The organism is Pseudidiomarina sp., from assembly GCF_033722695.1.
Classification (GTDB): domain Bacteria; phylum Pseudomonadota; class Gammaproteobacteria; order Enterobacterales; family Alteromonadaceae; genus Pseudidiomarina.
The window spans coordinates 1-25731 of the sequence record NZ_JAWVYM010000017.1; the positions used below are offsets into that span (position 1 = coordinate 1).

Annotated in this window: 22 protein-coding genes; 2 read left to right on the forward strand and 20 right to left on the reverse strand. The window is 54.1% G+C overall.

Annotated elements, in window-relative coordinates; genetic code table 11:
* Positions 1-1257 (forward strand): magnesium transporter (gene mgtE, locus R3196_RS07495; RefSeq protein ID WP_318936151.1); only part of this gene is annotated, 1257 nt, incomplete at its 5' end.
* A 15-nt stretch (positions 1258-1272) separates the two neighbouring features.
* Here mgtE and pmbA read toward each other — a convergent pair.
* A complete protein-coding gene (gene pmbA / locus R3196_RS07500; protein WP_318936152.1) occupies positions 1273-2622 on the reverse strand; it encodes a metalloprotease PmbA in 1350 nt (449 codons plus the stop codon).
* Between the two features lie 107 nt (positions 2623-2729).
* On the opposite strand from pmbA, the gene yjgA reads away from it, so the two are divergent.
* Positions 2730-3233, forward strand: a complete 504-nt coding sequence (gene yjgA / locus R3196_RS07505; protein ID WP_318936153.1) for a ribosome biogenesis factor YjgA — start codon at positions 2730-2732, stop codon at positions 3231-3233.
* Here yjgA and tldD read toward each other — a convergent pair.
* From tldD to R3196_RS07600, 19 genes are all read right to left on the reverse strand, one after another.
* Positions 3230-4702: a metalloprotease TldD gene (gene tldD, locus R3196_RS07510; RefSeq protein ID WP_318936154.1), complete on the reverse strand. Its 1473-nt coding sequence runs from the start codon at positions 4700-4702 to the stop codon at positions 3230-3232. The genes yjgA and tldD overlap by 4 nt on opposite strands.
* Positions 4692-5564 (reverse strand): carbon-nitrogen hydrolase family protein, encoded by an 873-nt coding sequence (locus R3196_RS07515; RefSeq protein ID WP_318936155.1) that lies wholly within the window; start codon positions 5562-5564, stop codon positions 4692-4694. Before R3196_RS07515 ends, tldD begins: the two co-directional genes overlap by 11 nt.
* A complete protein-coding gene (locus tag R3196_RS07520; RefSeq protein ID WP_318936156.1) occupies positions 5449-9402 on the reverse strand; it encodes a YhdP family protein in 3954 nt (1317 codons plus the stop codon). Before R3196_RS07520 ends, R3196_RS07515 begins: the two co-directional genes overlap by 116 nt.
* A 1-nt stretch (position 9403) precedes the next feature.
* Complete coding sequence (gene rng / locus R3196_RS07525) at positions 9404-10873, reverse strand: ribonuclease G (RefSeq protein ID WP_318936157.1); 1470 nt, start codon at positions 10871-10873, stop codon at positions 9404-9406.
* On the reverse strand, positions 10863-11441 hold the full coding sequence (locus tag R3196_RS07530) for a Maf family protein (protein ID WP_318936158.1): 579 nt from the start codon (positions 11439-11441) through the stop codon (positions 10863-10865). Before R3196_RS07530 ends, rng begins: the two co-directional genes overlap by 11 nt.
* 10 nt (positions 11442-11451) lie before the next feature.
* Positions 11452-11934, reverse strand: a complete 483-nt coding sequence (gene mreD, locus R3196_RS07535; RefSeq protein WP_318936159.1) for a rod shape-determining protein MreD — start codon at positions 11932-11934, stop codon at positions 11452-11454.
* The gene (gene mreC, locus R3196_RS07540; RefSeq protein ID WP_318936160.1) at positions 11924-12790 is read right to left on the reverse strand and encodes a rod shape-determining protein MreC; all 867 of its coding nucleotides are present in this window, start codon (positions 12788-12790) and stop codon (positions 11924-11926) included. The genes mreD and mreC overlap by 11 nt, the downstream gene beginning before the upstream one ends.
* Before the next feature lie 8 nt (positions 12791-12798).
* Complete coding sequence (locus R3196_RS07545) at positions 12799-13842, reverse strand: rod shape-determining protein (protein WP_318936161.1); 1044 nt, start codon at positions 13840-13842, stop codon at positions 12799-12801.
* A 138-nt stretch (positions 13843-13980) separates the two neighbouring features.
* The gene (locus R3196_RS07550; RefSeq protein ID WP_318936162.1) at positions 13981-16941 is read right to left on the reverse strand and encodes a DUF6701 domain-containing protein; all 2961 of its coding nucleotides are present in this window, start codon (positions 16939-16941) and stop codon (positions 13981-13983) included.
* Positions 16928-17362, reverse strand: coding sequence for an MSHA biogenesis protein MshP (locus R3196_RS07555; RefSeq protein WP_318936163.1), 435 nt, complete (start codon positions 17360-17362; stop codon positions 16928-16930). Before R3196_RS07555 ends, R3196_RS07550 begins: the two co-directional genes overlap by 14 nt.
* Positions 17346-18158: a prepilin-type N-terminal cleavage/methylation domain-containing protein gene (locus R3196_RS07560; RefSeq protein WP_318936164.1), complete on the reverse strand. Its 813-nt coding sequence runs from the start codon at positions 18156-18158 to the stop codon at positions 17346-17348. The genes R3196_RS07555 and R3196_RS07560 overlap by 17 nt, the downstream gene beginning before the upstream one ends.
* Positions 18158-18685, reverse strand: a complete 528-nt coding sequence (locus R3196_RS07565) for a prepilin-type N-terminal cleavage/methylation domain-containing protein (RefSeq protein WP_318936165.1) — start codon at positions 18683-18685, stop codon at positions 18158-18160. Before R3196_RS07565 ends, R3196_RS07560 begins: the two co-directional genes overlap by 1 nt.
* On the reverse strand, positions 18682-19194 hold the full coding sequence (locus tag R3196_RS07570; RefSeq protein ID WP_318936166.1) for a prepilin-type N-terminal cleavage/methylation domain-containing protein: 513 nt from the start codon (positions 19192-19194) through the stop codon (positions 18682-18684). Before R3196_RS07570 ends, R3196_RS07565 begins: the two co-directional genes overlap by 4 nt.
* A gap of 286 nt (positions 19195-19480) precedes the next feature.
* Positions 19481-19987 carry a type II secretion system protein gene (locus R3196_RS07575; RefSeq protein WP_318936167.1) on the reverse strand — a complete coding sequence of 169 codons (507 nt, stop codon included), beginning with the start codon at positions 19985-19987 and terminating at the stop codon, positions 19481-19483.
* A gap of 68 nt (positions 19988-20055) precedes the next feature.
* A complete protein-coding gene (locus R3196_RS07580; RefSeq protein WP_318936168.1) occupies positions 20056-20661 on the reverse strand; it encodes a prepilin-type N-terminal cleavage/methylation domain-containing protein in 606 nt (201 codons plus the stop codon).
* 84 nt (positions 20662-20745) lie between these two features.
* Complete coding sequence (locus R3196_RS07585) at positions 20746-21966, reverse strand: type II secretion system F family protein (RefSeq protein ID WP_318936169.1); 1221 nt, start codon at positions 21964-21966, stop codon at positions 20746-20748.
* Positions 21959-23737, reverse strand: coding sequence for a GspE/PulE family protein (locus R3196_RS07590; protein WP_318936170.1), 1779 nt, complete (start codon positions 23735-23737; stop codon positions 21959-21961). Before R3196_RS07590 ends, R3196_RS07585 begins: the two co-directional genes overlap by 8 nt.
* A 1-nt stretch (position 23738) precedes the next feature.
* Positions 23739-24815: a tetratricopeptide repeat protein gene (locus R3196_RS07595; protein WP_318936171.1), complete on the reverse strand. Its 1077-nt coding sequence runs from the start codon at positions 24813-24815 to the stop codon at positions 23739-23741.
* On the reverse strand, positions 24812-25729 hold the full coding sequence (locus tag R3196_RS07600; RefSeq protein ID WP_318936172.1) for an ExeA family protein: 918 nt from the start codon (positions 25727-25729) through the stop codon (positions 24812-24814). The genes R3196_RS07595 and R3196_RS07600 overlap by 4 nt, the downstream gene beginning before the upstream one ends.
* Positions 25730-25731: the final 2 nt, after the last annotated feature.

Below are 25731 nucleotides of genomic sequence, written 5' to 3' on the forward strand. Positions count from 1 at the left end.
AATTTACCTGCCTGGGATGTCGCGCTGCTGCTGGAGTCCTCTCCACCAAAGGCACGTGCCATTATGTGGCAACTGGTTGACGCCGAAGAGCACGGCGACATCCTGGAAGAACTCTCCGAAGAAGTACAAAAATCCATCATTCGCCAGATGGCGCCGGAAAAACTGGCCGCCGCCACCGAAGGCATGGACACCGACGATCTGGCCTACGTGTTACGGGGTCTGCCAGAGCCTGTTTATCAGGAAGTACTTAAGTCGATGGACGAACAGGATCGTCATCGTGCTGAGCAGGCTCTGTCATACGAGGATGAGACCGCGGGTAGTATCATGAATACCGATACCATCACGTTGCGACCTGATGTGACTATCGATGTCGTACTGCGGTACCTGCGCCTGAAAGGAGAACTCCCGGAGGCTACCGATAAACTTTATGTGGTAAACCGGGACGACAAATTCATCGGTGAAATCGGTATTTCCCGGCTGTTAACTGTCGATCCTGCGCGACTGGTCAGTGAGGTTATGGACTCCGACGTGCAGGGTATTCCGATCGATATGGATGAGACCGAGGTGGCTAAGCTGTTCGAGCGCCAGGACTGGATCTCGGCCCCGGTAGTCGACAGCGAAAACCGCCTGATGGGCCGGATCACCATCGATGACGTGGTTGATATCATTCGCGAAGAAGCCCAGCACTCGATGTTGAGTATGGCCGGTCTTGACGACGATGAGGATACCTTTGCACCGGTCTTAAAAAGTACCCGGCGGCGAACCATCTGGCTTGCGGTCAACCTGGTAACGGCGTTGCTGGCGGCCATGGTCAGCTCCCTGTTCGAACCCATTTTGGCGCAGATGGCGGTGCTGGCCATTCTCAATACCATAGTACCAAGCATGGGCGGTATCGCCGGTTCGCAGACGCTGACGCTGGTTATCCGGGGGATGGCGCTGGGCCACATCGGTGCCAGTAACCAGCGTTGGCTGATCGGTAAAGAACTGGCTATCGGCGCTTTAAATGGTGTGATCTGGGCAGTACTCATTGCCGCCGTGGTAGCCCTGTGGAAGCAGGATTTGCTGATTGGTTTTATTATCGCCTTCGCGATGATGGCCAACTTGCTGGCCGCAGGCCTTGCTGGGGTCACGATCCCACTGATCCTGAAACGCTACAATATAGACCCGGCCCTGGCGGGCGGGGTCATTCTTACGACAGTTACTGATGTGGTCGGTATTTTCGCGTTCTTAGGCACCGCGACCCTGTTATTGCTGTAACCTGATTGCTGCTAATCAGGTTCCGGCAATCCGCAGGCTGTCGACCAATACTGAGCCCGTTCGCACGCCATGGCGCAGATCCACATCGTTACCGATAGCAACGATGTTACTCAGCATTTCTTTCAGGTTGCCGGCAATGGTGATCTCTTCTACCGGATACTGAATTTCGCCCTGCTCCACCCAGAATCCAGCGGCACCGCGGGAATAATCGCCATTGACCATGTTTACGCCCTGCCCCATCAGCTCAGTTACCAGCAGGCCGGTACCCATTTCCCGGCATAACTGCTGCAGGCTTTTATCCTGTCGGGTCACTTCCCAGTTATGGATGCCGCCGGCATGGCCAGTCGGTTGCATATCCATTTTACGGGCCGCGTAGCTGGTCAACAGGTAGGTTTGCAGCACGCCATCGCTGATAATATCGCGGGCCTTAGTGGCAACGCCTTCCTGATCAAAGGGGCTGCTGGCCAGACCGCCGCGCAAATGTGGCTGTTCAGTGATAGTCAGCCAGTCAGGCAGTACCTGTTTACCCAGGTGATCAAGCAGAAAGCTTGATTTACGGTACAGATTACCGCCGCTGATGGCACTGACCAGGTGGCCGAATAACGAATTGGCGACATCAGCGCGGAAAATAACCGGTACTTTAGCTGTGGCAATCTTGCGTGAATCAAGCCGGGCAAGCGTTGATTGCGCCGCGTCTTCGGCAACCTGCTCAGGGCTCCATAATTGGTCCCGGTGGCGCCCTACTGTATAGCTGTAGTCGCGCTGCATGGCCTCACCACTGCGGGCGATCAGCGCGCAGCTCAGGCTGTGCCGAGACTGCAGATAGCCCGCCAGAAATCCGTGGCTGTTGCCATAAACCCGGTAACCCACATGGCTGCTATAGCCCGCGCCATCGGAATTCACAATACGCTCATCCTGCTTCAACGCGTGCCGCTCACACTGCAGTGCCTGTTCAAGCGCGAATTCGGCACTTTGATCGGCCGGATGGCATAGATCCAGATCCGGAATATCTGTTGCCATCAATTCTGCCGGCGCTAGTCCCGCATGGGGGTCAACAGAGGTGTAACGGGCAATATCGTTAGCTTTTTCTACCGCGGCGCGAATCGCCGCCGGCGTCAGATCTGTGGTCGAGGACGAGCCTTTCTGCTGCCCGCGATACAAGGTAATTCCCAGCGCGCCGTCCTGATTAAACTCAACGGTTTCAACTTCCCCTAAGCGGGTACCGACATTGATGCCACGGCTGCGACTAATCGCGCACTCAACCGCTGAACTGCCCAGTTTACCGGCATAGTCCAGTGCCTCAGCTACCGCTTGTTCAACGTCTTTCATCTCGCGCTTCAATTCTTTTATATCAGGGGTCACCATAGGCTCCGTATTCGAAAACTGAGGCCGAAGTTTAGCATGAATAGCAGTGTTGATTAACCGCCTTCGCTGCTAAACTAATAGCAGAACATTTTAAGGAAACAGCCTGCATGAAGGATTTTGAAGACGAAGACCAGCCGATTAGTAAATCGCAGCTCAAACGTGATGCTGAGGCGCAACAGGCGCTGGGCGAACAACTGGTAAACCTGCCTGACGGCAAGTTAGCGAAGATTCCGCTGGACGAGACGCTACTCGACGCTATCCGGCTGGCACAGCGTATTCGCAATACTCGCGAAGGATTCCGCCGGCAACTGCAATTAATCGGCAAGATGATGCGTGATCGGGATACCAGCGAAATCGAGCAGGCGCTGTCAGAAATCGAGCACAGCCATCATGAGCAAAATGCGTTATTTCATCAACTGGAGAAACATCGCGACCATATTCTCGCTGAAGGCGATGTGGCTATTCAGGAATTTATTGATGCTTATCCGAGCGCAGATCGTCAGAAGCTCCGGCAACTTTACCGCCAGGCTTTAAAACAGCAGCAACAGAATAAGCCCCCTGCCGCTGCCCGTGAACTCTTTAAATACCTGCGCCAGGTGGCGACCGCTTAGGCGGTGCCACCGACGGTCAGCGCGTCCAGTTTCAGGGTCGGCTGGCCGACGCCCACAGGCAGACTCTGACCATCTTTACCGCAAACACCAATTCCTGAATCCAGCTCCAGATCGTTACCGACCATAGAGACCTGGGCCATGGCGTCCGGGCCATTACCTATCAGGGTGGCACCTTTTACGGGCGCGGTAATACGGCCATCTTCGATTAGGTAAGCCTCAGACGCTGAGAACACGAACTTACCCGAGGTAATATCGACCTGTCCACCAGAGAAGTGTGGCGCGTAAATGCCTTTCTTAACACTGCTAATAATATCGGCTGGGTCATGCTCGCCAGCCAGCATATACGTATTGGTCATTCGCGGCATCGGTAAGTGCGCATAGGACTCGCGCCGGCCATTACCGGTGGGCGCAACACCCATCAGCCGCGCGTTCAATTTATCCTGCATATAACCGACCAACCGGCCTTTATCGATCAACACATTATAGCCTGCCGGGGTGCCTTCATCGTCGACACTCAGCGAGCCCCGTAAATTAGACAAGGTGCCGTCATCGACGATGGTGCAGTGCTCGGATGCGACCATCTCGCCGATTTTGCCGGCATACGCGGATGCGCCCTTTCGATTAAAGTCGCCTTCCAGCCCATGACCGACTGCTTCATGCAACAATACGCCGGGCCAGCCCGAACCCAGGATTACCGGCATGGTACCCGCTGGTGCTTCCCGCGCTTCAAGGTTAACCAACGCCTGCCGTACGGCCTCTTTGGCATAGGTCTGCCAGCGTGGCAGTTCACTGATCGCATCACTGAAATAACTGTAGCCGACCCGGGCGCCGCCGCCCGAGCTGCCCCGCTCACGGCGACCATTCTGTTCCACCAGCACAGTACAGTTAATCCGCACCAGCGGCCGGATATCACTGGCCAGTGTACCATCAGTCGCAGCGACCAGAATTTCATCATAGCTACCACTGATACTGGCAATCACTTCGACTACCCGGGAATCGAGACTGCGGGCAAAGGCATCCATTTCACGCAATAGATCAATTTTGGCAGCCTCATCAAGGCTCGGTAGCGGATTGAGCGGCTGATAGCGTTCCGCCTGGCGGCGTACCGCTAAGGCTTTCATTGTCGCCTGAGCTCCATCAGCAGCGATACCCCGGGCGGCAGCCGCCGCCTGGCGCAAAGCTGCCGGCGTTACCGCATCAGCATAGGCAAATCCGGTTTTTTCTCCGTGAATAGCGCGCACGCCAAGCCCACTTTCAATGTGAAAGCTGCCCTCTTTAACGATGCCGTCTTCCAGTACCCAGGACTCATTCACGCTACTTTGCAGGTAAATATCGGCAAAATCGATGGCCCCGCTGTAAAGGCTCTGCAACGACTGCTGCAGGGCATCTATATCGAGCTTATGTTTATGCAACAGGTTCTCGGCAACCTGTGGGTTTAACGTTTGGTCCGACTGTAACTTACTGCTCATGAAAAACCTTTTTACTGCTGGAGAAATGATTTACCACCGGTATGTCGCGGCGAATTTTTTGAAGCTCTGAGATATCTACTGAGGCCGTTGCCAGGCCTGGTGATGCGGTCTCGACACAAGCTTGAATGGCGCCCCAGCCATCAATGACCAGACCATGACCGTAAGTGCACCGGCCATTGGCGTGCTCGCCTACCTGAGTACCCGCTACCAGTATGCACTGCTCTTCAATAGCCCTGGCGCGGGTCAGTACCTGCCAGTGGGCGGCACCGGTCACTTGCGTAAATGCTGAAGGCAATACCAGGATATCGGCCCCCTGTAAACGCAGCGCACGAAACAGTTCCGGAAAGCGCACATCATAACATACGGCCAACCCCAGTGTGCCAAATTCAGTTTCGACTGTGACCACCTCGGTGCCCGGCAAGGTCGATGCCGATTCCCGGTAAGTACGGGTATTGTCCGCTACTTCAACATCAAACATAGAGACTTTGTCGTAGCGAGCGACACATTCACCAATGGGATTAAACACCAGTGATGCGGCGCTGAATTTGTCGCTATCGGGCCGGGCGACAAGCGGAATGGTGCCAGCCACCAGCCAGATGCCAAAGTCCCGCGCCAGCGCAGCCAGACCGTCTTGCATCGGCCCCTCGCCAGGCACTTCTGCCAGTTGGCGCTGGTGCTTATCACCGGCGCCAAAGCACAGACAGGCCTCGGGCAGCACCACCAGTTGTGGTCGCGCTTCTGGTAAATCAGCGAATAGCTGCCGCAGAGTCGCCAGATTCTCTTGCGGATCCGGACTGCTCGTCAGCTGCACGGCCGTCATCTGTACTCGCTGGTGGCTGCTCTTCTGTTGGTTGTGGCTCATCAGGAATCTCCTGTTCTGGGGCCGGGATAGGAACCTCCCGGCTGGATCGGCTCACTTCCTCGATAATGGGTTCATCAAGGGTTCCCGAAATACGGTATTCCAGCCGACTAATCACCTGCGCGTCATGAAGCATACGATCAAGCAGCAGGGCTGCCAGGCCCGAAGGCGGATTCACCATCCAGGCCAGGATAACTGGCAGGCTCGAGGTAACTTTAGGAATATAGTAAAGCTGATAGTTAATTTCCTCGCTAACCAGGTTGGTGACGCCACTGATTTCCATATCACCCGCCGAGCCGTTCAGCACGGTATTGTTGGTGCGTACGCGGCCGTTCTTGATGTTAAACTCACCGCCGAACTGGGTGAAAAATAGCCCGTTGGCGAATACATCGCGAAAATCAAAACGCAGTTTGCGCAGAATACTCTCTAAACTCAACAAGGAAAATATCCGTGCCGCCCCATCGCTGACCTCATTCAGATAGCCCTGACCAAGGGACCAGGTTACCGTGCCGTTGAGGCTTTCATGATTGTACTGGAAGGGCGCGCCCTGCCAGTTTAATTCGAATTTAAAGTCGGCCGGGCTGTCCTGCACCATGGTGCTGATATCATAATCGCGGAGAAAAGCGCCCAGGTCTGCGCTCGAGAAATTCCCGGTAAAGCTGGTGCGCTGCTGTTCTGCGGTATCGCCGATCTGCCAGGTGCCGCTGGCGTCCAATAGATGCTGTCCCTGCTGGATGCGCAGGCTACTGACCTCAATCCCCTGGTTGACCGGCGCTAAATCAAGTTCAAGCGCGCCCAGGTCAAAGCCCGCGTAACTGCAGCGCTTGCACCGCAGGGTGAGGGTCGGCACCTGGCTCAGGTTCGGTTGCTCGACCAGTGCATCGTCAACGGCCAGTGGTTTTGCTAATTCAATATATTCAGCGTCGACCGTCAACTGAAGCGTTTCTGCAGCTTCGGCATCACCGTAACCCAGGGATGCTACCAATGAAGTCTGTTCCGCCTGAACGCGCATGCGCCAGGTATCATCTTCCGGCCAAGCCACCCCCGAAAAATCCGTCAGCTGATGACCGAGCAAGCTGAACTCGTCCGCCGTCAGCTGGATGAGATCCGGCCGAATTACTGAAAAAACGGAGCTTAGTTCGTCGCTGTCAGCCGGACCAATAAACGCATTTATCAGGCTTTGTCCGGCATCCAGCCATTGCTGCAGGTCAAACCGATCGACATGAATTTCCACCGGAAACTTTGCGTTAACCCGGGTGACATTAGGATTCGGTATCGCGGCCTGTTCCTCACCCAACCGCATAAAGCCTTGTTGCAGCTCGCTAGCGTTGCCATTAAGTTGCAGCTCCAGCATAGCTCTGTCCGCCATGCCTCCGTTAATCAGAATACTGTCCTCACTACCGGAAACCTGCAGCTGCCAGGGCCAGCTCTCGCCCGCCGCTTTATTCAGTGGCGCAGGTAGATTCAGCGTCAAACCGTTAAGATCCGACGCCTGTCGCCAGTGGAAGGAATAGCCATCGTCAGCTGCCAATACCAGTTCGAGCTCGGCATCCCAGTCAAAGGCCCCGCCGACCATAGCGGTGTCAGACAGCGACGCCGCCTCATCAAGGTTCCAGTTTCCTGACATTCCTACACTGACCTTGTAGTCCTCGCCGGCGGCATCGCTCGTCAATGTGGCCGACACCGGGAGCTCTTGCCAGCGCAAGGTCAGATCATTACTTTCAATATGCTCATTGCGAAAGTTGATACGGCCGGTTACTGCGGAAAACTGCTGCGATAACATCGCGATATCCAGCTGATTATCGTCCAGTTGAGCGTGCCCCGCAGCAAGCACATCAGCGCCTTCCTGCAGCGGAATCGTCAGCTCCAGCTGGCCTCGCATGGAGCCACTTAACTGCAGCTCAGTCAGGGTCTCGCCGAGTGAGCCGGCCAGCGGACTGGCAGCAAATATGGGTTGCAGGGCCGCTGAGTTGCTGACAATCTGACTGTCGATTGCGAGCCACGCATCAGCCACTGACAAATCCGGGGTTATGGTATTAATCAGCGGTAGCGAGGCGTCGCCCAGCTTGCCGTCACGGGCCTGGATATGCATCCGCTGATTACTGAAGTTGACCCGGGCTGAAGCATCGTAGAGTGGTTGCCAGTCAGGATGGAATTTAAACCGCAAACCGTCGATATTTGCCTGCGCCGCGAACTGCCCCTGATAATTCTGGTAAGGAAATTCGGCAAGGCTGCCCCGCCATACCATCGCCAGTGATTCAGCCTCACCTTCGAGCAGCGCCGTAAGCAGGTAATCCTGTAAATCGGCCCCAAGTGCAGCAGGCAGGTAACGCCGCAATACCGCGGCCGGTATCGGCTGCTCGTTCAGGCCGATCACCCGGGTGCGCAAACCCAGGTGTCCATTTTCACTTGTTAGCCGCGCGGCCAGACCCAACGGCAACCCCTCCAGACCGAGGCGGCTATCCTCAGCCACAGTCAGCTGCCAGTTACCCGCAAGCCATTGCCAGTCGCCCTGAAGCTGCAATTTATCTACCAACCAGGGTTGTTCCGTATCGAGTTGGTCGCTGCGCAGAGCGATATCGTTCCCCTGGAGCTCCCAGCTGGCGTCGAGGCCCTCGCCATATACCGCCAAACTGACCGCATCAAGACCGGGAACTGAAGGCGTGTGCTGCCACCGTAACTGCTCGCCATTCAGTTGCCAACGCAGTTCGTCATCAAGATTCTGCTGCATCCGCAACGAGACCTGACCCGCAGCCTGACGGCCCGCTAATTCATTATGTAAAACGGCTCCTGTGCTGCCTGTTACCGTAAGCAGATTCAGTAAGGGCCGCAGCGGCACATCATCGATGCTGAAGTTAAACCCACTGGCGTGCTGGCGCCAGCTAAAGCTCGGGAGTTCCCAGCTACTGCCATTCTGAATAACGGTGAGCGGAGCATTATTTACTAACCAGCCGCCTGCCCGAGGTCGCAGCTTTAAGACGCCTTCAGGGATTTTGATCTGATGTTTTTGCTCAGCGACTTGCCAGTGCAGGGTGTTCTCACCGAGTTTCAGTGCGCCATCATTAAATATACTGTCTGCGAAGTTCAGCCACAGGGTAAAGTTTAGCTGGGCCTGTCCGACTTCTGAATCGATCACTTGCTGCTGTAGCCAGGGTGCAACATTCAGGTTCTCTGCACTAATATAAATCTGACCGTCAAGGGCATCCGGATTCTGACCGTTAATATCAATGATGATATCCAGGGCGTTAGTGTTGAAATCAGCGATGCGAAACTTGCCAATACCCTGATGCCGCGCACCGCGGTTCATCCAGCTCAACCGCTCGATATCGATCCGACGTTTTACCCCCAGCAGGTTAATCAGCTCGACAGCGCTGTCTTCGATAATTACATAATCAAGTTGGTTTAGGAAAAGCCGCGAAAGCGCAGCGGGGACATCGGTGTTCGCCACTGTTACGGCCTGACGGAGATCGTACTCAATTCGCGCGCCTTCAAGTGTGACCCGCTCAAATTGCAGCGACCAGCTCTGCACACTTTGCCAGAAGTCAAAATGTACCCTCGCTTCGGTTATAGTGACCAGCGTGGGCTGCCCACCCAAAGGTTGTACTTTAAGGTTATGCAATATCAGTTGTGGCCCGGCAGTACTCCAGTCAGCGCTGAGCTCGCTGATACGGGTGTCGAGCTGATACTGGCTCAACGCAAATTGTTCTACCTGCGCAGTTACGTCAGGCAGGGAAGGTAGCAGGTACCGCAAAAACGTCAAAAACACCGCGAACAGCACCAACAGGGTGGCCACAGTGTAAAGTATGCTCCGATAAGCTACTTTCAGCGAACGTCGCCACATATTACATCATCACCACATCAAATTGTTCCTGATGGTACAAGGGTTCGGTCAGAACTCTGACCTGCTTACCTATAAAAACCTCCAGCTCGGCTAGCGCATGTGACTCCTCATTTAACAAGGTCTCTGCGACCGCCGCTGAGGCGTAGACGACGAAGTGGTCAGCCGCATAAGCGCGGTTGACGCGGACGATTTCGCGCATTACCTCATAGCAAACCGTTTCCACAGTCTTCATGCTGCCGCGACCACTACAAACCCCGCACTCGGAGCACAGCACATGCTCCAGGCTCTCGCGGGTGCGCTTGCGCGTCATCTCGACCAGCCCCAGCGTCGTGAAGCCATTGATCGAGTTCTTTGCGCGATCCTTAGCCAGTGCCTGCTCCAGGCTATGTAACACGCGCCGCCGGTGATCAGCGCTTTGCATATCAATAAAGTCGATAATGATAATACCGCCCAGATTCCGCAACCGCAGTTGTCGGGCAATCGCCTGAGTCGCTTCAATATTAGTATTGAAGATGGTTTCCTCGAGGTTACGATGGCCGACAAAACCTCCAGTATTGATATCGATGGTGGTCATTGCCTCGGTCTGATCGATAATAATCGAACCACCTGACTTTAAATCAACCTTTCGATCAAGTGCGCGCTGGACTTCATTTTCAACGTCAAAAAGATCAAAAATAGGGCGCTCGCCAACGTAGTACTCCAGTGCCTTTGATAACTCCGGAATAAATTCAGCCACGAACTCACTTAATAAATCATAGGTCAATTTGGAGTCAACACGAATGCGTTCAATCTGATCGCCGACAAAATCACGGAGGATCCGGCAGGACAAGTTCAGGTCTTCATAAACCAGACCGATTTTCCGCATCCCTTTACGGCGCTTCTGGATGGTATCCCACAACCGGCGTAAAAAAGCCGCGTCGCGCTGCAATTCATCATCGCTGGCGCCCTCGGCTGCGGTCCGCACAATAAAACCACCATCGGCATCACAGTAGGGTTCGGCGGCACGTTTCAGGCGATCCCGTTCGGCTTCGTCTTCAATCCGCTGAGATATACCAACATGGGGCGATTGCGGCATCAACACCATATAACGCGAAGGGATGGTGATATCCGTGGTCAGTCGCGCACCTTTAGTGCCCAACGGGTCTTTCACCACTTGCACCAGGATCTGCTGGCCGGGACGCACCAATCTGGCGATGTCCGGCGCCGGTGCCGAGCGGGCGGTAATCTCTTCAACCTGTTCGATATGGGTGACAATATCCGAGGCATGCAGAAACGCCGCTTTGTCCAGGCCGATATCAACAAAGGCCGCCTGCATACCCGGTAATACCCGCGAAACCTTACCCACGTATATATTGCCAACCAGGCCGCGTTTGGCCTGCCGCTCAATATGAATTTCCTGCAGGATACCGTTTTCGATTAGCGCGACCCGGGTTTCGGTGGGCGTCACATTCATCAGTATTTCAGCGCTCATCGGGCTCCCCTTCTGCCTGCACAATCAGCTGCTCGGTTTCATATAAAGGCAAGCCGACCACCGCCAGATAACTGCCCTCAACTTTAGTCACGAACTTTGCCGCCCGCCCCTGAATGCCATAGCCACCGGCTTTATCAGCGGGCTCACCGCTGGCCCAGTAAGCGCGGATTTCTTCCGGGCTCAGGGGCTTGAACGTAACTGTGGCCATCGCCGTAGTCACGCTGGTGCGCTGCCGGTAGTGCAGCGCAACGGCGGTGATTGCCTGATGCGAGCGGCCCGAAAGTAATTCCATCATATTAGCAAAATCGGTCTGGCCACGGGGCTTCTCGAGTACCTGCTGATCACAAACCACAATGGTATCGGCACCCAGTACCATGGCGCCCTGCTCACAAAGCCTGCTGCCGGCCTCTGCTTTCTGAGCCGCCAGTCGCTGCACATAGGCAATGGGGGTTTCTCTGGCTGAACGCTGCTCCGGAATATCCGGCCGCACCACAGTAAAGGGCCGGTCCAGCAACTGTAATAATTCATATCGCCGGGGCGAGCCCGACGCAAGCACTAATGCTGTCATATCAGTTAACCTAACGTATCAGGTAGCGGCGCCGGTATTTGCGCATAATCAGGTAAATCCACGGCCAGATAATGGCTGAGGAAATTACCGGATATAAGTATGGCAAATGAAACACCGCATCGTTCAGTACGTGTTCGAGTTCATAAACCACGGCCCGCTTTACCAGCACCAGAATGCCGACAATTATCGCCTGTTGGGTTAGTGAGTAATTGCGTATGCGTTGGTAATGACGGACGGTGGGATAAGCGATCAGCAACAGCGCGATAGCGTAGATACCAAACACCGATCCCATCAGTATGTCGGCCAACAAGCCAAGGATAAGGACGGTACCAAAACCAACCCGATGGGGTATTGCCAACAGCCAGTAAATGATGACCAGACTCAGCCAGTCAGGTCGCCAGGGCTCGAGCAGAGCTGGCAATGGCATGACCATCAACACCATGGCCAGCACGTAACTCAGCAACAGATGGAACAGCCCCGCTTTAATCCACATCTGGCACCTCGTCATCGAATACAGGTTCTTCAGTCGCATTAGCCGGCCACAATAGCAGCAGGGTACGAACGCGATCGAGTTCAGCAAAAGGACGCACCAGAACGCGAGCATAAGGCCGGTCTTCATTACGGCTGACTGAGTCAACCATTGCAACCGGATAGCCTTCCGGGTAGATTCCGCCTAGCCCCGATGACAGAAGAATATCGCCTTCTATCAATTCCGTGCTATGCGGAATGTAAAGCAGTTCGAGAAGTTCGAGGTCGCCCGTGCCTTTTGCCAGCACCCGAATATCGTTGCGCTCAGCGCGCAGCAGGATGGCGTGGCTTTGGTCAGAAATCAGGAGTACCCGCGCGGTATTGCGGCCAACGCTGATGATCTGACCCACGATGCCACGGTTATCCAGTACCGGCTGGCCATAGTAGACACCGTTGCCTGAACCTTTATTGATAACCAACTGATGGGAGAACGGATCGGTGGCCACGGCGACAACTTCGGCGACCATGCGGCGGCTTGCCTGGCGCACGTCTGAACCCAACAACTGGCGCAGTCGATCGTTCTCGTTTTCGAGAAAGTTCAGGCGCTGCATCGCCATTTCCAGTTCCAGCAGCTCCTGCTGTAACCGGTAATTCTCCTCCCTGAGCGCGGTGCGGGTGGTTGACAGATAAACCAGCCGATCGAGCAACGCTTCCGGTAATACAGCAATATATTGAATCGGTGCGACCAATGAGGTCATAAAAGAGCGCACCGGCTGCATGGTGTTGAGCCGGTAGTCCAGAAATAACAACGAGCCCGCAATAGCGAGGGACAGGACTAGCCTGGTGCGTATCGAGGGTCCACGTTCAAATAGCGACTGCATCGGGTCGCTTACTCATAGCTAAAGAGGTCACCGCCGTGAACGTCAATCATCTCCAGTGCTTTACCGCCGCCGCGAGCGACGCAGGTGAGCGGATCATCAGCAATAATCACTGGAATACCGGTCTCTTCCATCAGCAGCCGGTCAATATCGCGCAACAACGCGCCGCCACCAGTCAGCACCATGCCGCGCTCAGAGATATCTGACGCTAACTCCGGTGGTGACTGCTCCAGTGCGACCATGACCGCGCTAACGATACCCATCAGAGGTTCCTGCAACGCTTCGAGAATTTCATTGCTGTTCAGGGTGAAAGAGCGTGGCACGCCTTCGGCAAGGTTACGCCCGCGTACTTCGATTTCCCGAACTTCATCGCCCGGAAATGCCGACCCAATTTCATGCTTAATCCGCTCAGCGGTTGCTTCACCAATCAGCGAGCCGAAATTACGGCGAATATAATTTACGATGGCTTCATCAAACTTATCCCCACCGATCCGCACTGACGACGAATAAACCACGCCGTTCAACGAGATAATGGCCACTTCCGTGGTGCCGCCACCGATATCCACAACCATGGAACCAGTCGCTTCTGATACCGGCAGGCCAGCACCGATAGCCGCTGCCATAGGCTCGTCTATCAGATACACTTCGCGGGCGCCGGCTCCAAGAGCGGATTCACGAATGGCGCGCCGTTCAACCTGAGTTGAGCCGCAAGGCACACAGACTAATACCCGCGGACTCGGACGGAAGTAATGGCTGTCATGCACTTGTTTAATAAAATGCTGAAGCATTTTCTCAGTCACATAAAAGTCAGCGATAACGCCATCTTTCATTGGCCGGATAGCCTTGATATTACCCGGTGTACGCCCAAGCATTTGCTTCGCGGCATGGCCTACAGCCGCCACACTTTTGGGTCCGCCAGAGCGTTCCTGGCGAATGGCTACTACCGATGGCTCATTGAGCACAATGCCTTCGTCTTTTACATATATCAGCGTATTCGCTGTTCCCAAATCGATAGACAGATCGTTTGAGAAAATACCCCGGAGTTTTTTAAACATGGACTGGCCAATCCCTAAAAAAATTAGTCTCGCGCTGAACGCGTATGAAGATCTTCACACTTTAGCAATGCGCACCTGTCACAGCAAGGCGCTTCGCCGTTATCTTACCATGTATTTACTATTTGATGAGTACGCATCTTACCAACCTGTTTCGCGCTGGTAAATTATTCGATCATTACCCCGGAATAAACCGAAAACCAGCGGCGCGCAGGGATTAAACTGCGGGTTAGTGGCAGGACTGCACTCATCCTCCCACTGATATTGAAGCCACGGCAGGCCAATGTCATTGAGATTCAGAATCCAGTTAAAGCTACCGCTGAGCCCAGGGCTTACCGACTGCTCCACCAGCAACGGTAGCGTGACCTGACGCTGGCCGCTGAGCACCGGTGTTGGTAGCAAAGCTTGCGCAGCCAAGCTGGCAGCGGTAAGCCCTTCGGCAGATACAAAGTCGGTAAATCGGGTACTTTCCGGGGTAATCCAGTTATCACTATATTGCGTGCTGTTATCCCGACTATTGGTGATAAAGATAGTGCCGTTGAAATATTCAATTGCGAACTCCAGGTCAAGCACATCATTCACCGCCCCGTAAGCGGGCAGTAGCGACAACCGGCCATCTAAGAGTTCCGTACCTTCGATAGGCGTGAACCGGTAGTCCAGGCAGGATCCCGCCGCTCCGCTTTTTACGCAGACCCCATCGCTATCGGTAAGCGCAGCCGCCGGCACTGCCAGCTCGGCGCAGGCAGCAAAAGGCGGCGTGGCGACAGTTGGATCCTGGGTATACCTTAATCCATCTTCAGTAGGCAATGAAACCGTGAAGTCTGCGGCGGTATCTGTATCATTGCCGGTATTCAGTTGGGCGCTGCTGGTACCGCTAAAGCTGAGCGTGAATGGCCCCTGGCCGTCACAACTGGTGAGGTGTGTATAACTCCGGCTGGCCCAGTCCGGCACATAATTAAAAAATGCGTCGCGGTAATTAACCACTGTTGCGCCCTGTACGCTCTTGGGAACAAAGTTCAGTTGGGGAAAGTTCGCGGAAAAAACCAGCGGCTGACCGAGATAAGTGAAATCGTCCTGCGCATTAGCGAATAACGGCGCAACCGGCTCAGCTGCGGCAAAATAAGCGGGATAAAAGCGCCCGATACTGTCGCTGCTACCAGTGACATCGCTGGTACCTAAATAGGCGTTGCCGAAGTGATTGGCCTGCAACGCGATGACTCCGACATCGGTATAGTAGACGTTGCCCGACGAGTAAGAGCCGGTGCCGCTGCCAGCGAAAGTCAGGGGGCTGGCCAAAACAAGGCTGCCGCCGCTTCCGGTCGGCGCCACATAAGTGGGTGTTGTTGCCAGTTCGGGGCGCTGCTGGGTGCTTTCGTTACCATAATTACCGGTCACGTTACCCTGTTGGTTCACGGCAGTGATGGTTACCCCAAACGCCTCACCGGCCTGACGAAATAGCGGTGCCTGCCCGTAATCAGCACTAAAGGACGGTGCGGTGGATGTTGGATTGGTGGTAATGAGGAAGGCAAAAGGCCGCACCACTACCGGATTGGTCAGGTTACCGTTCAGGGTGGCACCGGTACCGACTGTTTTTTGTGCGCTAAAGCTGATGGCTCCGGCATCAGGATAATTGACCAGCAGACTTGCGGTGCCATTAGTACCGAAATCCGTGCTGACTGACGCAAAACTCGGGGCTTCCGTTATCGTCACCCCGCCGGTGCTGGCATTCTGCAGACAGACAGCGGGATCGGTGCAGGTCATTGCCAGATCGAGTGCCTGGGTTCCGTTTAGCGCGGCTTCGCAAGCACCGGTATTGGTATCGGTTCGGACCGCCTGCACCGTCAGGGTGAAATCCACACCAGCCTGTGCCTCAGCGGGCGCGCTTAGCAGAAAACCACTATCGGCAAAGTTAATCGCACAGTCGTTCACCCCGTTGAGGTCGCACTGGGCTGGATTTGCCGCAGCATCGGCAGTGGTCAGGCTCAGGCTATAAGTGTCTGCCACCGGCACGGGCAGACTCGCCGTAATGGCGCCGCTGCCATCAAAGCTGCCACTGGTGGAGTATGCATTGGATGCCGAAGTGGCGGTAAGGGTGAAGGAGCCTGTAATGGTCGCCAGCGAAGAGCAGGTTGAGTCGGCGCAGGCTCTCAAGGTGATTGGCTCAGCCTGGCAGGTAACCCCTGAGCCGTCATGAACGATCTGGAAGAACTCCACCGTACCGGTGTCAAGACAGGGGTCTTCTTCGTTTACACCAAAATCACAGCTCTGACCGGCATCGCCATAATCGCTGCCTTCAGGCGCATTAATATAACCGTCGACGGTACCATTATTATCAACCAGACAACCGGAGTTTACGTTACCGGTTATGGTGCCGTCGTTGGTGGTGGTTTCACCCTGGCTGTCATCACAGTTAACCTGCACATCACCATCAATGGTGCCCTCATTAACAAAGGTTCCGGTACCGGTAACGTCGCCCGTCACCGTAGTGTTGTTACCTGAAATAGTAATATCGTCGCCACTGATATTTCCTTCCACCGTGTTATTCTGCCCAAGATATATATCCTCGGCGTCAATGTTACCGATCACCGTCACGTTTTCACCCGTGGTAAAATCGCCCTGCACCGTAACGTTGCCTTCGATGGCACTATTATTTCCCAGCGTGACATCGCCAGTAATATTTAGATTTCCAGATAACGCAGTATTATTCCCGGCCAGAATTGACCCCGCTATCTGCAGGTTTGCAATAACTGTATTGCCACTATTGCCGGTAATCAAATTACCCCCAACATTGATGTATATGTCGGCTGCAGTACCACCCACATTAATGTCGGTGCCGGCCAGATCCAGGTCTCCGGTAATATTTAGGATAACCGGGCTGCTGACCGCGATTAGGTTATTATTACCGCTATAGAGCGTAATGTTCGCCGGGCAGTCGATAACCTGATAGACCACATTATTAATCGTCTGGGTACCGTTCAGCGCACAGCTTTGGAAGGGATCATTGTTAACGCCGACATCGTTGGGCAGCGTCGAAGTCTTTGCCTGCGCACTCTGATTTAGCACGAGCAGCAAGATGCAAACTAGCCATTTAATCATTCGCATCGGTGGCCTCCGTCAATAACTGCCGGGAATAGGTTTCAGTGCCGATATCGCAACTGCCACTGGCTTGCAGCCGATAGTGAGTGGCATCGAGCTCATCCAGAGTAAAACTGGTGCAGGTTACGGTCGCATTGCAATTATCCACCCCTGGCTCGGTAAAAGTAACGGTTGTTGTAGAGCAATCCGCCGCCCCGCCAGCCACCGGAAACAGCTTTAACAACGCCTCCTGCACCGCGCTTTGCGCCGCGAAATTAGCCCGCGTTCCGCCGACGTTCGCTACCGTAGCGCTGCTTGAACTGCTGAATAAACCAAATAAGGCCGAGGCCAGCAAACTCATCACCACGATAATAAATATCGCCACCACCAGCGCGCTGCCGCGCTGCCGTGCCGGGCTGGTTTGCTTGTTATCAGGGCAAATTAACAATGGTCACCCCATGATGCATCGTTAAAATTTCATCGGTTCTGTCGCTACCAAGCAGCATCACTAACTCGACCGTGGTTCGTCTTACATCCGAATCGGCGATAGCGAAAGGTCGCTGCGCTGCAATGTTGACATCGTTAGCAATATTAGTCGCCATGCGGTGCTCGACTCCTGAGCCAGGCAAGCTGTTCAGGTCAGGTTGATTGGTGAGCCAGCCATAGTTACTAAAGCGCACCAGTTGCTGCCCTGCGGTCAAACACCAGCTAACCGGCAGCCCCAACACATAGTAGCGGCGGGCCGGGCTCTCCCGCTGATAGCGATCGCCGTCTGCAGGGTTCAGGTTAAACTCGCTGTAACCCGGCTCCGGCGTGTCAAAATTAACGCTATCCAGCCGTTTTACCCGCTGGGTCGAGCCGTAGACCTGGCTTTCAGTAATGGTATATACAGCCACCCGCTGATTCGCTGCGAAACTGTAATCTGCCGGAGTAATGCCGCGCAGGGGCCCGGTGTAATTCGACCGTGGCAGGCGTGTATACAAGCTGCCGGCAATGATAGGCACATACTCGATGCAGCGGTAGTCGCCGCTTACTCTGACGCTGGCCGGCAAGGCACCGGCGATTTCCCGGGTCATGCGTTGCAGAATAAAGCGGCCGTTGCTGACCTGAATATCACGGGCCACAGCGTCGGTATAGATGCGCGTACCGAAGCCAAGGAAGTTAAAAGTAGAAATACCGATCACACCCAGTAAGACCACGACAATGATGAGTTCCACTAAGGTAAAGCCATGCTGCCGGGCCATTACAGATTCCCCCGGTAGGCGCTGAAGGTAATCTCGAGCTCGTTCGGCGTGGTCACCACAGTAGTCACTTTTTTATAATCAGTAATGCTGTTTACGCAGCTACCATTAATCGACGATGCGTAACAAACAGCAACGCTGACGATGAAATTTTTGTAGAGTTCACTGATGGTGGCGCCAGTCAGCAGATCACCGCTGGTACTGAAGCCATTGAAATCATCAACGTCGTTATAATCTTCCCTGCTCTCACCGCTATCTGGTCCTAAGTTGGCCGGGTCTGTGCAGACCCGCGGTGGCGAAGCGCTACAGCGGTTGTTACCGCCCGCCTGATTATTTGCCTGGTCAAAGCTCAGCGATATCATCTCGATCAGCAAAGACTGCCCCAGCTCGGTGGCGCGCACCTGGTATACCGGATCAACCGAGCGCGAGGCCTGGGGGAACAATGTCGCTGACAGGCCCACCAGAGCAATAGCCAGCACCACGATACCGATGACAATTTCGATTATGGTAAAACCGCGGATGCCATTCATGGGCAGCTCCCGGTGGTTACGTACCCCTGACTGGTCACGCACACTTGCAGCGAGGACTGGCCGGTAAGGGTGATCTGATGATTTACGCCTGATTCGCACTTCGCGGGGGCGGCGACCGGGCAACCCAGCGGATTAAAAGGAATATTATAAGGAACGGACGCGGCGCTGCTGGATATGGCTACATTGGCATCCTCCGCTTCGTCTGCGGCAATACCGCTACCAGGGTCAGTTAAAGGGTCGTTAATACTAATGGCATTACAGTCGTCAACCGCAGCAAAGCGATTGCTTTCTACGCGCACCGCGTAGCAGTTTATGGTGTCCTGCATAGCCCGTTGCTGTTGCAGACGAAGTATACTTTGCAGGCGCGCCTGGAACATGACTTCGTCCACGCCCTCGCGACCAAAAAATACCGGCGCAGCCGAAATTGCCAGAATACCGATAATCACCACTACCACGATCAGTTCAATAATCGTGAAACCCTTCGTTTTTGGTGATTTATATGCGGCCATCAGAACCTTCTATGTCGTCGCCCTCTCTTATCTGACTATACTGTGTCGCCATTAGTGCGGCAAATAAAAGCGGCAAATAAAAGCGGCAAATAAAAAAGACTGTTGTCAGAGAATTCATTAGCAATGAACGAGAAAAATAAAATTAATTAAAATGCTGACAGGTGTTCCGTTCTATTTGCGTATAGCTCCGCACTTCTGATGCTCCTCAGAGACGGGCTGAATGAGCCTCTCGCACATAAAAAAACAGCCCTTAACGGGCTGTTTTTTCACTTTTAGGCCATACAGATTAACAGGCTGTAGTGGAAACCGTTGGGGCGCTACCCTCAGCGCCTGGCGGTGTGTATTCTACATAGCACTCTGTGATCTCGGCGTATGTAACAGTACCACTATTATCATCATCGCGGTTAATGCCGGCCGGCGAAAACCTTACAGAAATGCCAGCCGCAGGCGTATCAGACGAATATTTAATATCCCACTCAGAGACAGTGATATTTAATGCTGCCACGATGCCGCCAGCTGAGCCCGCCGGGTAACCATATTCAGTCTGGTAGGTTCCTGCAGTCGGGTAACCATCGGTTGCATCATAAGTTTGGTCGGTAACACCAGCGATATTTGCTTTAGCGTAAACCAACTGATTTGCACCTTTAATAGATCCTTCAAGGCCTTCAACTACCGCATCCTGCGCGTCAGAGGAAAAGTTAATAAACTGGGGCGCAGCGGTAACAGCCAGGATACCGAGCACCACGATCACGATGATCAGTTCGATTAATGTGAAACCCTTTTGTATTTTCATTGCGCACTTCCTTTTTAAAGTAAAGCGGGACGATCCCCATTAATTTTATTTAATTATAATTATTTTTATTAATTATTACTAAAAATACTTACCCCGCCGGTACGCGGATTATATACAAATACGTTCCCGACACTGAGGTAATCTGTTCCTGACGGCGCTGATGCTAAGCTCTTTATCGTATTTGCCAGATAGTACACGCAAATATCATTGGTTCCATTATTTTCGCGTGAAACGTAGTAGCGGTTCTCGCCAAGCAATGTGAAATTGGTGGTGGCCGTAGGTGACCCCTGCAAAATCGCCTGCATCAGGGTGCGGCAATCTTCGGCAGTCATATTCTGATCATGAGCGTTCGTATTATTATTACCGCTGACCGGATAACCGGTGCTGCCGTCAACGTTGACGGTTACACCGTCCATAACCACAATGGCGCCGGCGCCGTCAGTATTGCCCTGCGGCCGTCCGCGCAGCTCCCATTCACCGCGCACTAGCCCTACGGCGCTGGCGAAGCCGCCTGCCACCCCTTCGAGTGCAGCATCTTCAGCTTCTGCCGTAACGCTGGTAAACCGCGGTAAGCCCGATGCGGCAAGCAATCCAAGAATGACTATTACAATAATCAATTCAATCAGCGTAAAGCCACGCTGGCTGTAATTTTCCACCCTGTCTGCCTTATTCATTAAACGCTGCTCCAAGTATGACGGCTGCTCTTTTATTATGCAAATATTATTAGATCAATACGTCCGCTGAAAAATTGTAATGAATTAGCCGCCTTGATAGGCGCTCATCATGTCCCACATTGGCATAAATATACCCAGCGCCATTACCGCGATAACCACAGCGACGATGATCAGCATTATCGGCTCGATACGCGCGGTCAGGCTTTTCAGATCATAATCGACTTCCCGCTCATAATAGTCAGCCACTTCATGCAACAGCTCATCCACGCGACCGGTTTCTTCACCAACAGCGATCATCTGCAATACCAGCGGCGTAAATAATTGACTTGCGCGGGTCGCACGCGTCAGGCTCTCGCCACGCTCAATACTGCGCCGCATATCGTTGATGCGTTTGCCCATCCAGCTGTTATCGACTGCTTCGGCGACCAGGCTGAGTGCCTGAGTCAATGGTACGCCAGCGCGTAGCATCACGGCGAAACTACGCGAAAACCGGGATAGCAATGAACGGAGTACGATATCGCCGACCAGCGGCAACTGAATTTTGAAATAGTCCCATCGCACTCGCCCGGAATCTGAGCGTACGTAGCGCCGGGTCATGATAAACGCTGCTGCGCCGGCCAGCAGCATGGCCGGCCACCAGGCCACAAAGAAATCCGAGGTGCCAATCAAGAGCCGCGTTGCCAGTGGCAACTCAACATCAAAACGTTTGAACATACTCGCAAATGTCGGAATCACAAAAATGTTTAAGATAAACATCGCCGCCACCAGCGCGACCGAAATAAACATTGGATAGCGCAATGCGGTTTTCACCTGTTTGGCGGTTTCCTGTTCTCTGGCCAGGTATTCAGAAAGCTGCTCAAACGCCTGTTCAAGTTGCCCAGTGTTTTCACCGACATGGACAATAGAAACCAGCAACCGCGGGAACACCCGTGGGTGAGCCGCCATCGCCGCGGATAACTGCCGACCGCGCTCCAGACTTTCGACCACATCGTGCAGGACTACCGACAACTTTTTATTACTGGTGTTTTCAGCAAGACCTTCAATAGCCCGCAGTAAGGGTATGCCCGCTTTGGTCAGGGCATACATCTGACGGGTGAAAACAATTAAATCATCACTGGTCACTTTTGGCTGAAACAGTTTGAACTCTATACCCGTTGAGGTTGCTGCCGGTACCAGACTGATATCAAGCGGGGTTACTCCGCGCCGCAATAAGTTATCCGCCGCCGCCCCTTCATTGGCCGCTTCGACAGTGCCTGAAGTGAGTTGCCCTGAACTATCGCGACCGCGGTAACGGAAATCAGGCATCGGAATCACCTTCCTTATCCGCAGCGGTGTCAGTTTCCGGAGCCGTTATGCGCAATTCTTCTTCCTCAACGGTTTCAGCGAGGAAGAGCACCTCTTCCACCGAGGTTATGCCCTGCTTGGCATATTCGAGTGCCACGGTAGCCAGCGGGCGAAACCCCGGTGATGAGCGGGCAGCCTGCGCGAACTCCCGCATATTGGCATCACGCAACGCGTCAATCATGGGTTCATTCATTTCCAGTAGCTCGAATACCCCCACCCGACCTTTGTAACCCGTATGGTTGCAACTCCGGCAGCCACTGCCGTGCACGAAACCGCTGCCATCGGAGGGGATCGCGGAATCCATTTTTCGCAGTATGCTGAGATCAGCAGCATCGGGAACCGCTGGCTTTTTACAGCTGTCACAGACCCGCCGAATCAGTCGCTGCGCCAGCACGCCCCGCAGCGCTGCGCCAACCAGATAAGGAGCCGCGCCCATATCAATCAGGCGCAGGGCACTGGTGATAGAGTCATTGGTGTGCAAGGTCGTTAAGACCAGGTGACCGGTGATAGCGCCACGCAGGCCAATTTCAACCGTTTCCTGGTCGCGCATCTCACCGACCATAATAATATCCGGATCCTGTCGCAACGAGGTCCGTAATACATTAGAGAAGTTCAGGCCGATACGAGCGTTAACCTGCACCTGTGAAATTCGCGGCAGACGATATTCGACCGGATCCTCAACAGTGATAATCTTTTTCTCGGCCTCGTTGAGCTCACTTAAGGCGCCATACAGTGTGGTGGTTTTACCTGAACCTGTTGGACCCGTAACAATAAGCATACCGTAGGGCTTATGAATGAGCTTGCGGACCCGCTTCAGAATATCTTCCGGCATACCGGTCTGCTCAAGGTTCAGCAAACCAGCTGACTGATCCAGCAAACGCATAACGCAGGATTCACCGTGCTGCACCGGCATAGTGGATACCCGTACATCAATATCATGCTCGCGAACTTTAATATGGAAGCGGCCGTCTTGCGGCATTCGTTTCTCAGAAATGTCCAGCCCGGCCATTAGCTTCAGGCGTAATAGCAAGGCGCTGGCAATGGTGGTTTCATTAAGGATATTCTCCTGCAAGACTCCGTCGACCCGCATGCGGATGCGCAGTGCCCGTTCATCTGGTTCAATATGAATATCCGATGCCCGCACCTGCACGGCGTCAGCAAATATCGACTGCAGCAGTTTTGCCACAGTCGCGTCATCACCCTCTTCATCCAGCGTTAAGGCACCAAGATCAAACTCATCACCTTCGGCATATTCGGTCTGCAGCTGGCTGGCAAAGTCAGCAATATCTTTGGTCCGCCGGTACAGATTATCAAACGCTTCGAGTAATTGCTGATCTGGCACTACCGCGAGCTTAAGTTCGCGCGGCTGCAGGTATTTTCCGATAGCATCAACAGCTTCAAGATCCGCCGGGTCGCTCATGGCAACCAGGGCTTCCTTATCGGTCGCTTCAACGACCAGCGCCCGATGCCGACGCGCCTGAATCTCGGGCACCAGATTGACTACGTCCTGGGGAATTTTCTTCTCGCTCAGATCAATCAGCGGAATATTTAGCTGACGAGACAAAAACTCGAGTAATTCCTGCTCACTGAGAAAGCCCAGATCAATCAGGGTTATACCAAGTTTGCGTCCGGTTTCACGCTGCTCTTCAAGTGCCTTCTCGAGCTGCTTATTGGTGATCATACTCTCTTGCACGAGCAAATCACCTAACCGCATTTTCAGCCTGGGTCGCATGCTATAGCCCTCCTAAGGCATAGAGCCTCTGCTCAGCATAACTACGGCCTTCCTGGGTCAGATCACCGGCGTTGACCGCTTGCTGATACGCGCGCAGCGCTGCAACAATATTACCGGCATCCTCGTAGGCAGCTGCAGCTGCGAGCCACCAGCGACCGCGGGGCTGTTCAATCGCCAGTGTGGTATAATCTGCGGCAGCCTGATCAAAATGACCCAGTTGATTGGCCGCGACCGCTCTCAGTTGCAGTAATTCGGGATATTCCCCGGCATCGGGGTTGATATTCCGCAGCGTTCCATACGCGTCTTCTACATTTCCCATCCGATCCAGAATTCGGGCATACAACAACTGCCACTGGCTTTCCATGGGTTGCCGCTCCAGCCCTTGCCGCAATAATGCAAGCGCACGGGTAGCAAGCCCGCGGCCAAACCAGTACGCCGCCAGTTCACTACGAACCGCAACATGGTCCGGCATCACGATCAACGCTTTTTCCAGTAGTTCCTGCGCTTTCTCCCGCTCGCCTTTGCGCAGGGCACTGCGGGCTTTTTCGAGATTATTATCGGCCAGTTGCTGAGGCGTCAGTTGCACCGGCTTTTTCTCAAAACTTGATTCGCGGGCAGCGCTCTGGGCCGGTTCAGGTTCGGGCTCGGCGACGCTTGTCGATTCCGGTTTTACGTTGGCTTGCGGCTGAGTTTTGGCGGCCGCAACCGTCACTTCAGGCTCTGGCTCCGCTGGTTGAGCTGCAGCTTGCTCCACGTCTTCCCTGAGTGGCTCTGTAGCGGGTTCATTTACCGCTGGTTCATTTGCCGCTGGTTCATCCGCAACAGCCTGGGCAGCCAATTGGCGCACCGGCTCCATCGATGGCATTGCCGGGGTGGCCCCACTCTCAACCGTGTTGGTATTAACCCACCACCAGATCAGCAGCGCCCCGATAACCACTACTGCCGTACCCAAAGCAACGGCCACCAGCCAGCCCCAGTGGAGCGGCTGCGGAGCAGTGGCAGCAGGGGTATAGGTCGTACTACCAGGATGGTGTTGTCGTTGATCCAGATCCCGCAGCATACGATTGATGACACTCATCGCAGCAGCCCCGTCAGCCAACCCTGATAGTAACTCACACCGACGGCGGCCAGCAGAATAACCAGACAAGCCGCCACAAGCCAGCCGCGCTTGCTTTCAGTTAGTTCGACATCCTCGGTATCGTCAATCGCTGTGCGGACATGTTTAGATGTTACCGTGTACACGCCTTCGCCGTAAGACAGCAACAACACCTTATGACAAAGTACATTAGCGAGTCGTGGGACGCCCCGGCTGGCTTCATGCAATTGCCTGACCACCCGCCCTGAGAAAATTGGCGGGCCTTTATAGCCGGCAATATGAAGCCGGTGTGAAATATAATGTGCCAGTTCATGCACACTCATCGAACTGAGGTCATAACTGAAAGCAATACGCTGCCGAAGCTGCCGATGTTCCCGCTGCGCCAGTCGTTCATTAAGCTCTGGCTGACCGAACAATACAATATGAAGGAGCTTGCGGCTTTCGGTTTCCAGGTTGGAGATCAAGCGCAGTGCTTCAAGGCTGTCAGCGGGCAGCGCCTGGGCTTCGTCAAGAACGATAACAACGGTTTTTCCCTGTTTGTTGATATCGACCAGCCGCTGTTGAATGGCTTGGGTAAGTAGTTGCTGGTTATCATGCTCCGCGGTATCGATATGCAGTTCACGGGCGATCTGATCCCGCAGTTCGTCTGGGGTCAGGTAAGGGTTTGGAATGTATGCAGAAACGAACTGCTCGGGGAGTTCATTCAGTAGTTTACGGCACAGCAAGGTTTTACCGGTACCGACCTCGCCCACCACTTTGATAAAGCCCTCACCGGTTTCCAGCGCCGTCAGCAGCACTTCCAGAGCTGACCGGTGCCCTGCCAGGTCGTAATAAAAGCTGGTATTCGGCGTTAGCGTAAAGGGCAGTTCCCGCAGATTATAGTGATTCTGATACATTG

Coding starts and splice junctions, on each gene's coding strand:
- pmbA (WP_318936152.1), bottom strand. CDS start 2,622: ATGGTGACCCCTGATATAAAAGAATTGAAGCGCGAGATGAAAGACGTT.
- yjgA (WP_318936153.1), top strand. CDS start 2,730: ATGAAGGATTTTGAAGACGAAGACCAGCCGATTAGTAAATCGCAGCTC.
- tldD (WP_318936154.1), bottom strand. CDS start 4,702: ATGAGCAGTAAGTTACAGTCGGACCAAACGTTAAACCCACAGGTTGCC.
- R3196_RS07515 (WP_318936155.1), bottom strand. CDS start 5,564: ATGAGCCACAACCAACAGAAGAGCAGCCACCAGCGAGTACAGATGACG.
- R3196_RS07520 (WP_318936156.1), bottom strand. CDS start 9,402: ATGTGGCGACGTTCGCTGAAAGTAGCTTATCGGAGCATACTTTACACT.
- rng (WP_318936157.1), bottom strand. CDS start 10,873: ATGAGCGCTGAAATACTGATGAATGTGACGCCCACCGAAACCCGGGTC.
- R3196_RS07530 (WP_318936158.1), bottom strand. CDS start 11,441: ATGACAGCATTAGTGCTTGCGTCGGGCTCGCCCCGGCGATATGAATTA.
- mreD (WP_318936159.1), bottom strand. CDS start 11,934: ATGTGGATTAAAGCGGGGCTGTTCCATCTGTTGCTGAGTTACGTGCTG.
- mreC (WP_318936160.1), bottom strand. CDS start 12,790: ATGCAGTCGCTATTTGAACGTGGACCCTCGATACGCACCAGGCTAGTC.
- R3196_RS07545 (WP_318936161.1), bottom strand. CDS start 13,842: ATGTTTAAAAAACTCCGGGGTATTTTCTCAAACGATCTGTCTATCGAT.
- R3196_RS07550 (WP_318936162.1), bottom strand. CDS start 16,941: ATGCGAATGATTAAATGGCTAGTTTGCATCTTGCTGCTCGTGCTAAAT.
- R3196_RS07560 (WP_318936164.1), bottom strand. CDS start 18,158: ATGGCCCGGCAGCATGGCTTTACCTTAGTGGAACTCATCATTGTCGTG.
- R3196_RS07565 (WP_318936165.1), bottom strand. CDS start 18,685: ATGAATGGCATCCGCGGTTTTACCATAATCGAAATTGTCATCGGTATC.
- R3196_RS07570 (WP_318936166.1), bottom strand. CDS start 19,194: ATGGCCGCATATAAATCACCAAAAACGAAGGGTTTCACGATTATTGAA.
- R3196_RS07575 (WP_318936167.1), bottom strand. CDS start 19,987: ATGAAAATACAAAAGGGTTTCACATTAATCGAACTGATCATCGTGATC.
- R3196_RS07580 (WP_318936168.1), bottom strand. CDS start 20,661: ATGAATAAGGCAGACAGGGTGGAAAATTACAGCCAGCGTGGCTTTACG.
- R3196_RS07585 (WP_318936169.1), bottom strand. CDS start 21,966: ATGCCTGATTTCCGTTACCGCGGTCGCGATAGTTCAGGGCAACTCACT.
- R3196_RS07590 (WP_318936170.1), bottom strand. CDS start 23,737: ATGCGACCCAGGCTGAAAATGCGGTTAGGTGATTTGCTCGTGCAAGAG.
- R3196_RS07595 (WP_318936171.1), bottom strand. CDS start 24,815: ATGAGTGTCATCAATCGTATGCTGCGGGATCTGGATCAACGACAACAC.
- R3196_RS07600 (WP_318936172.1), bottom strand. CDS start 25,729: ATGTATCAGAATCACTATAATCTGCGGGAACTGCCCTTTACGCTAACG.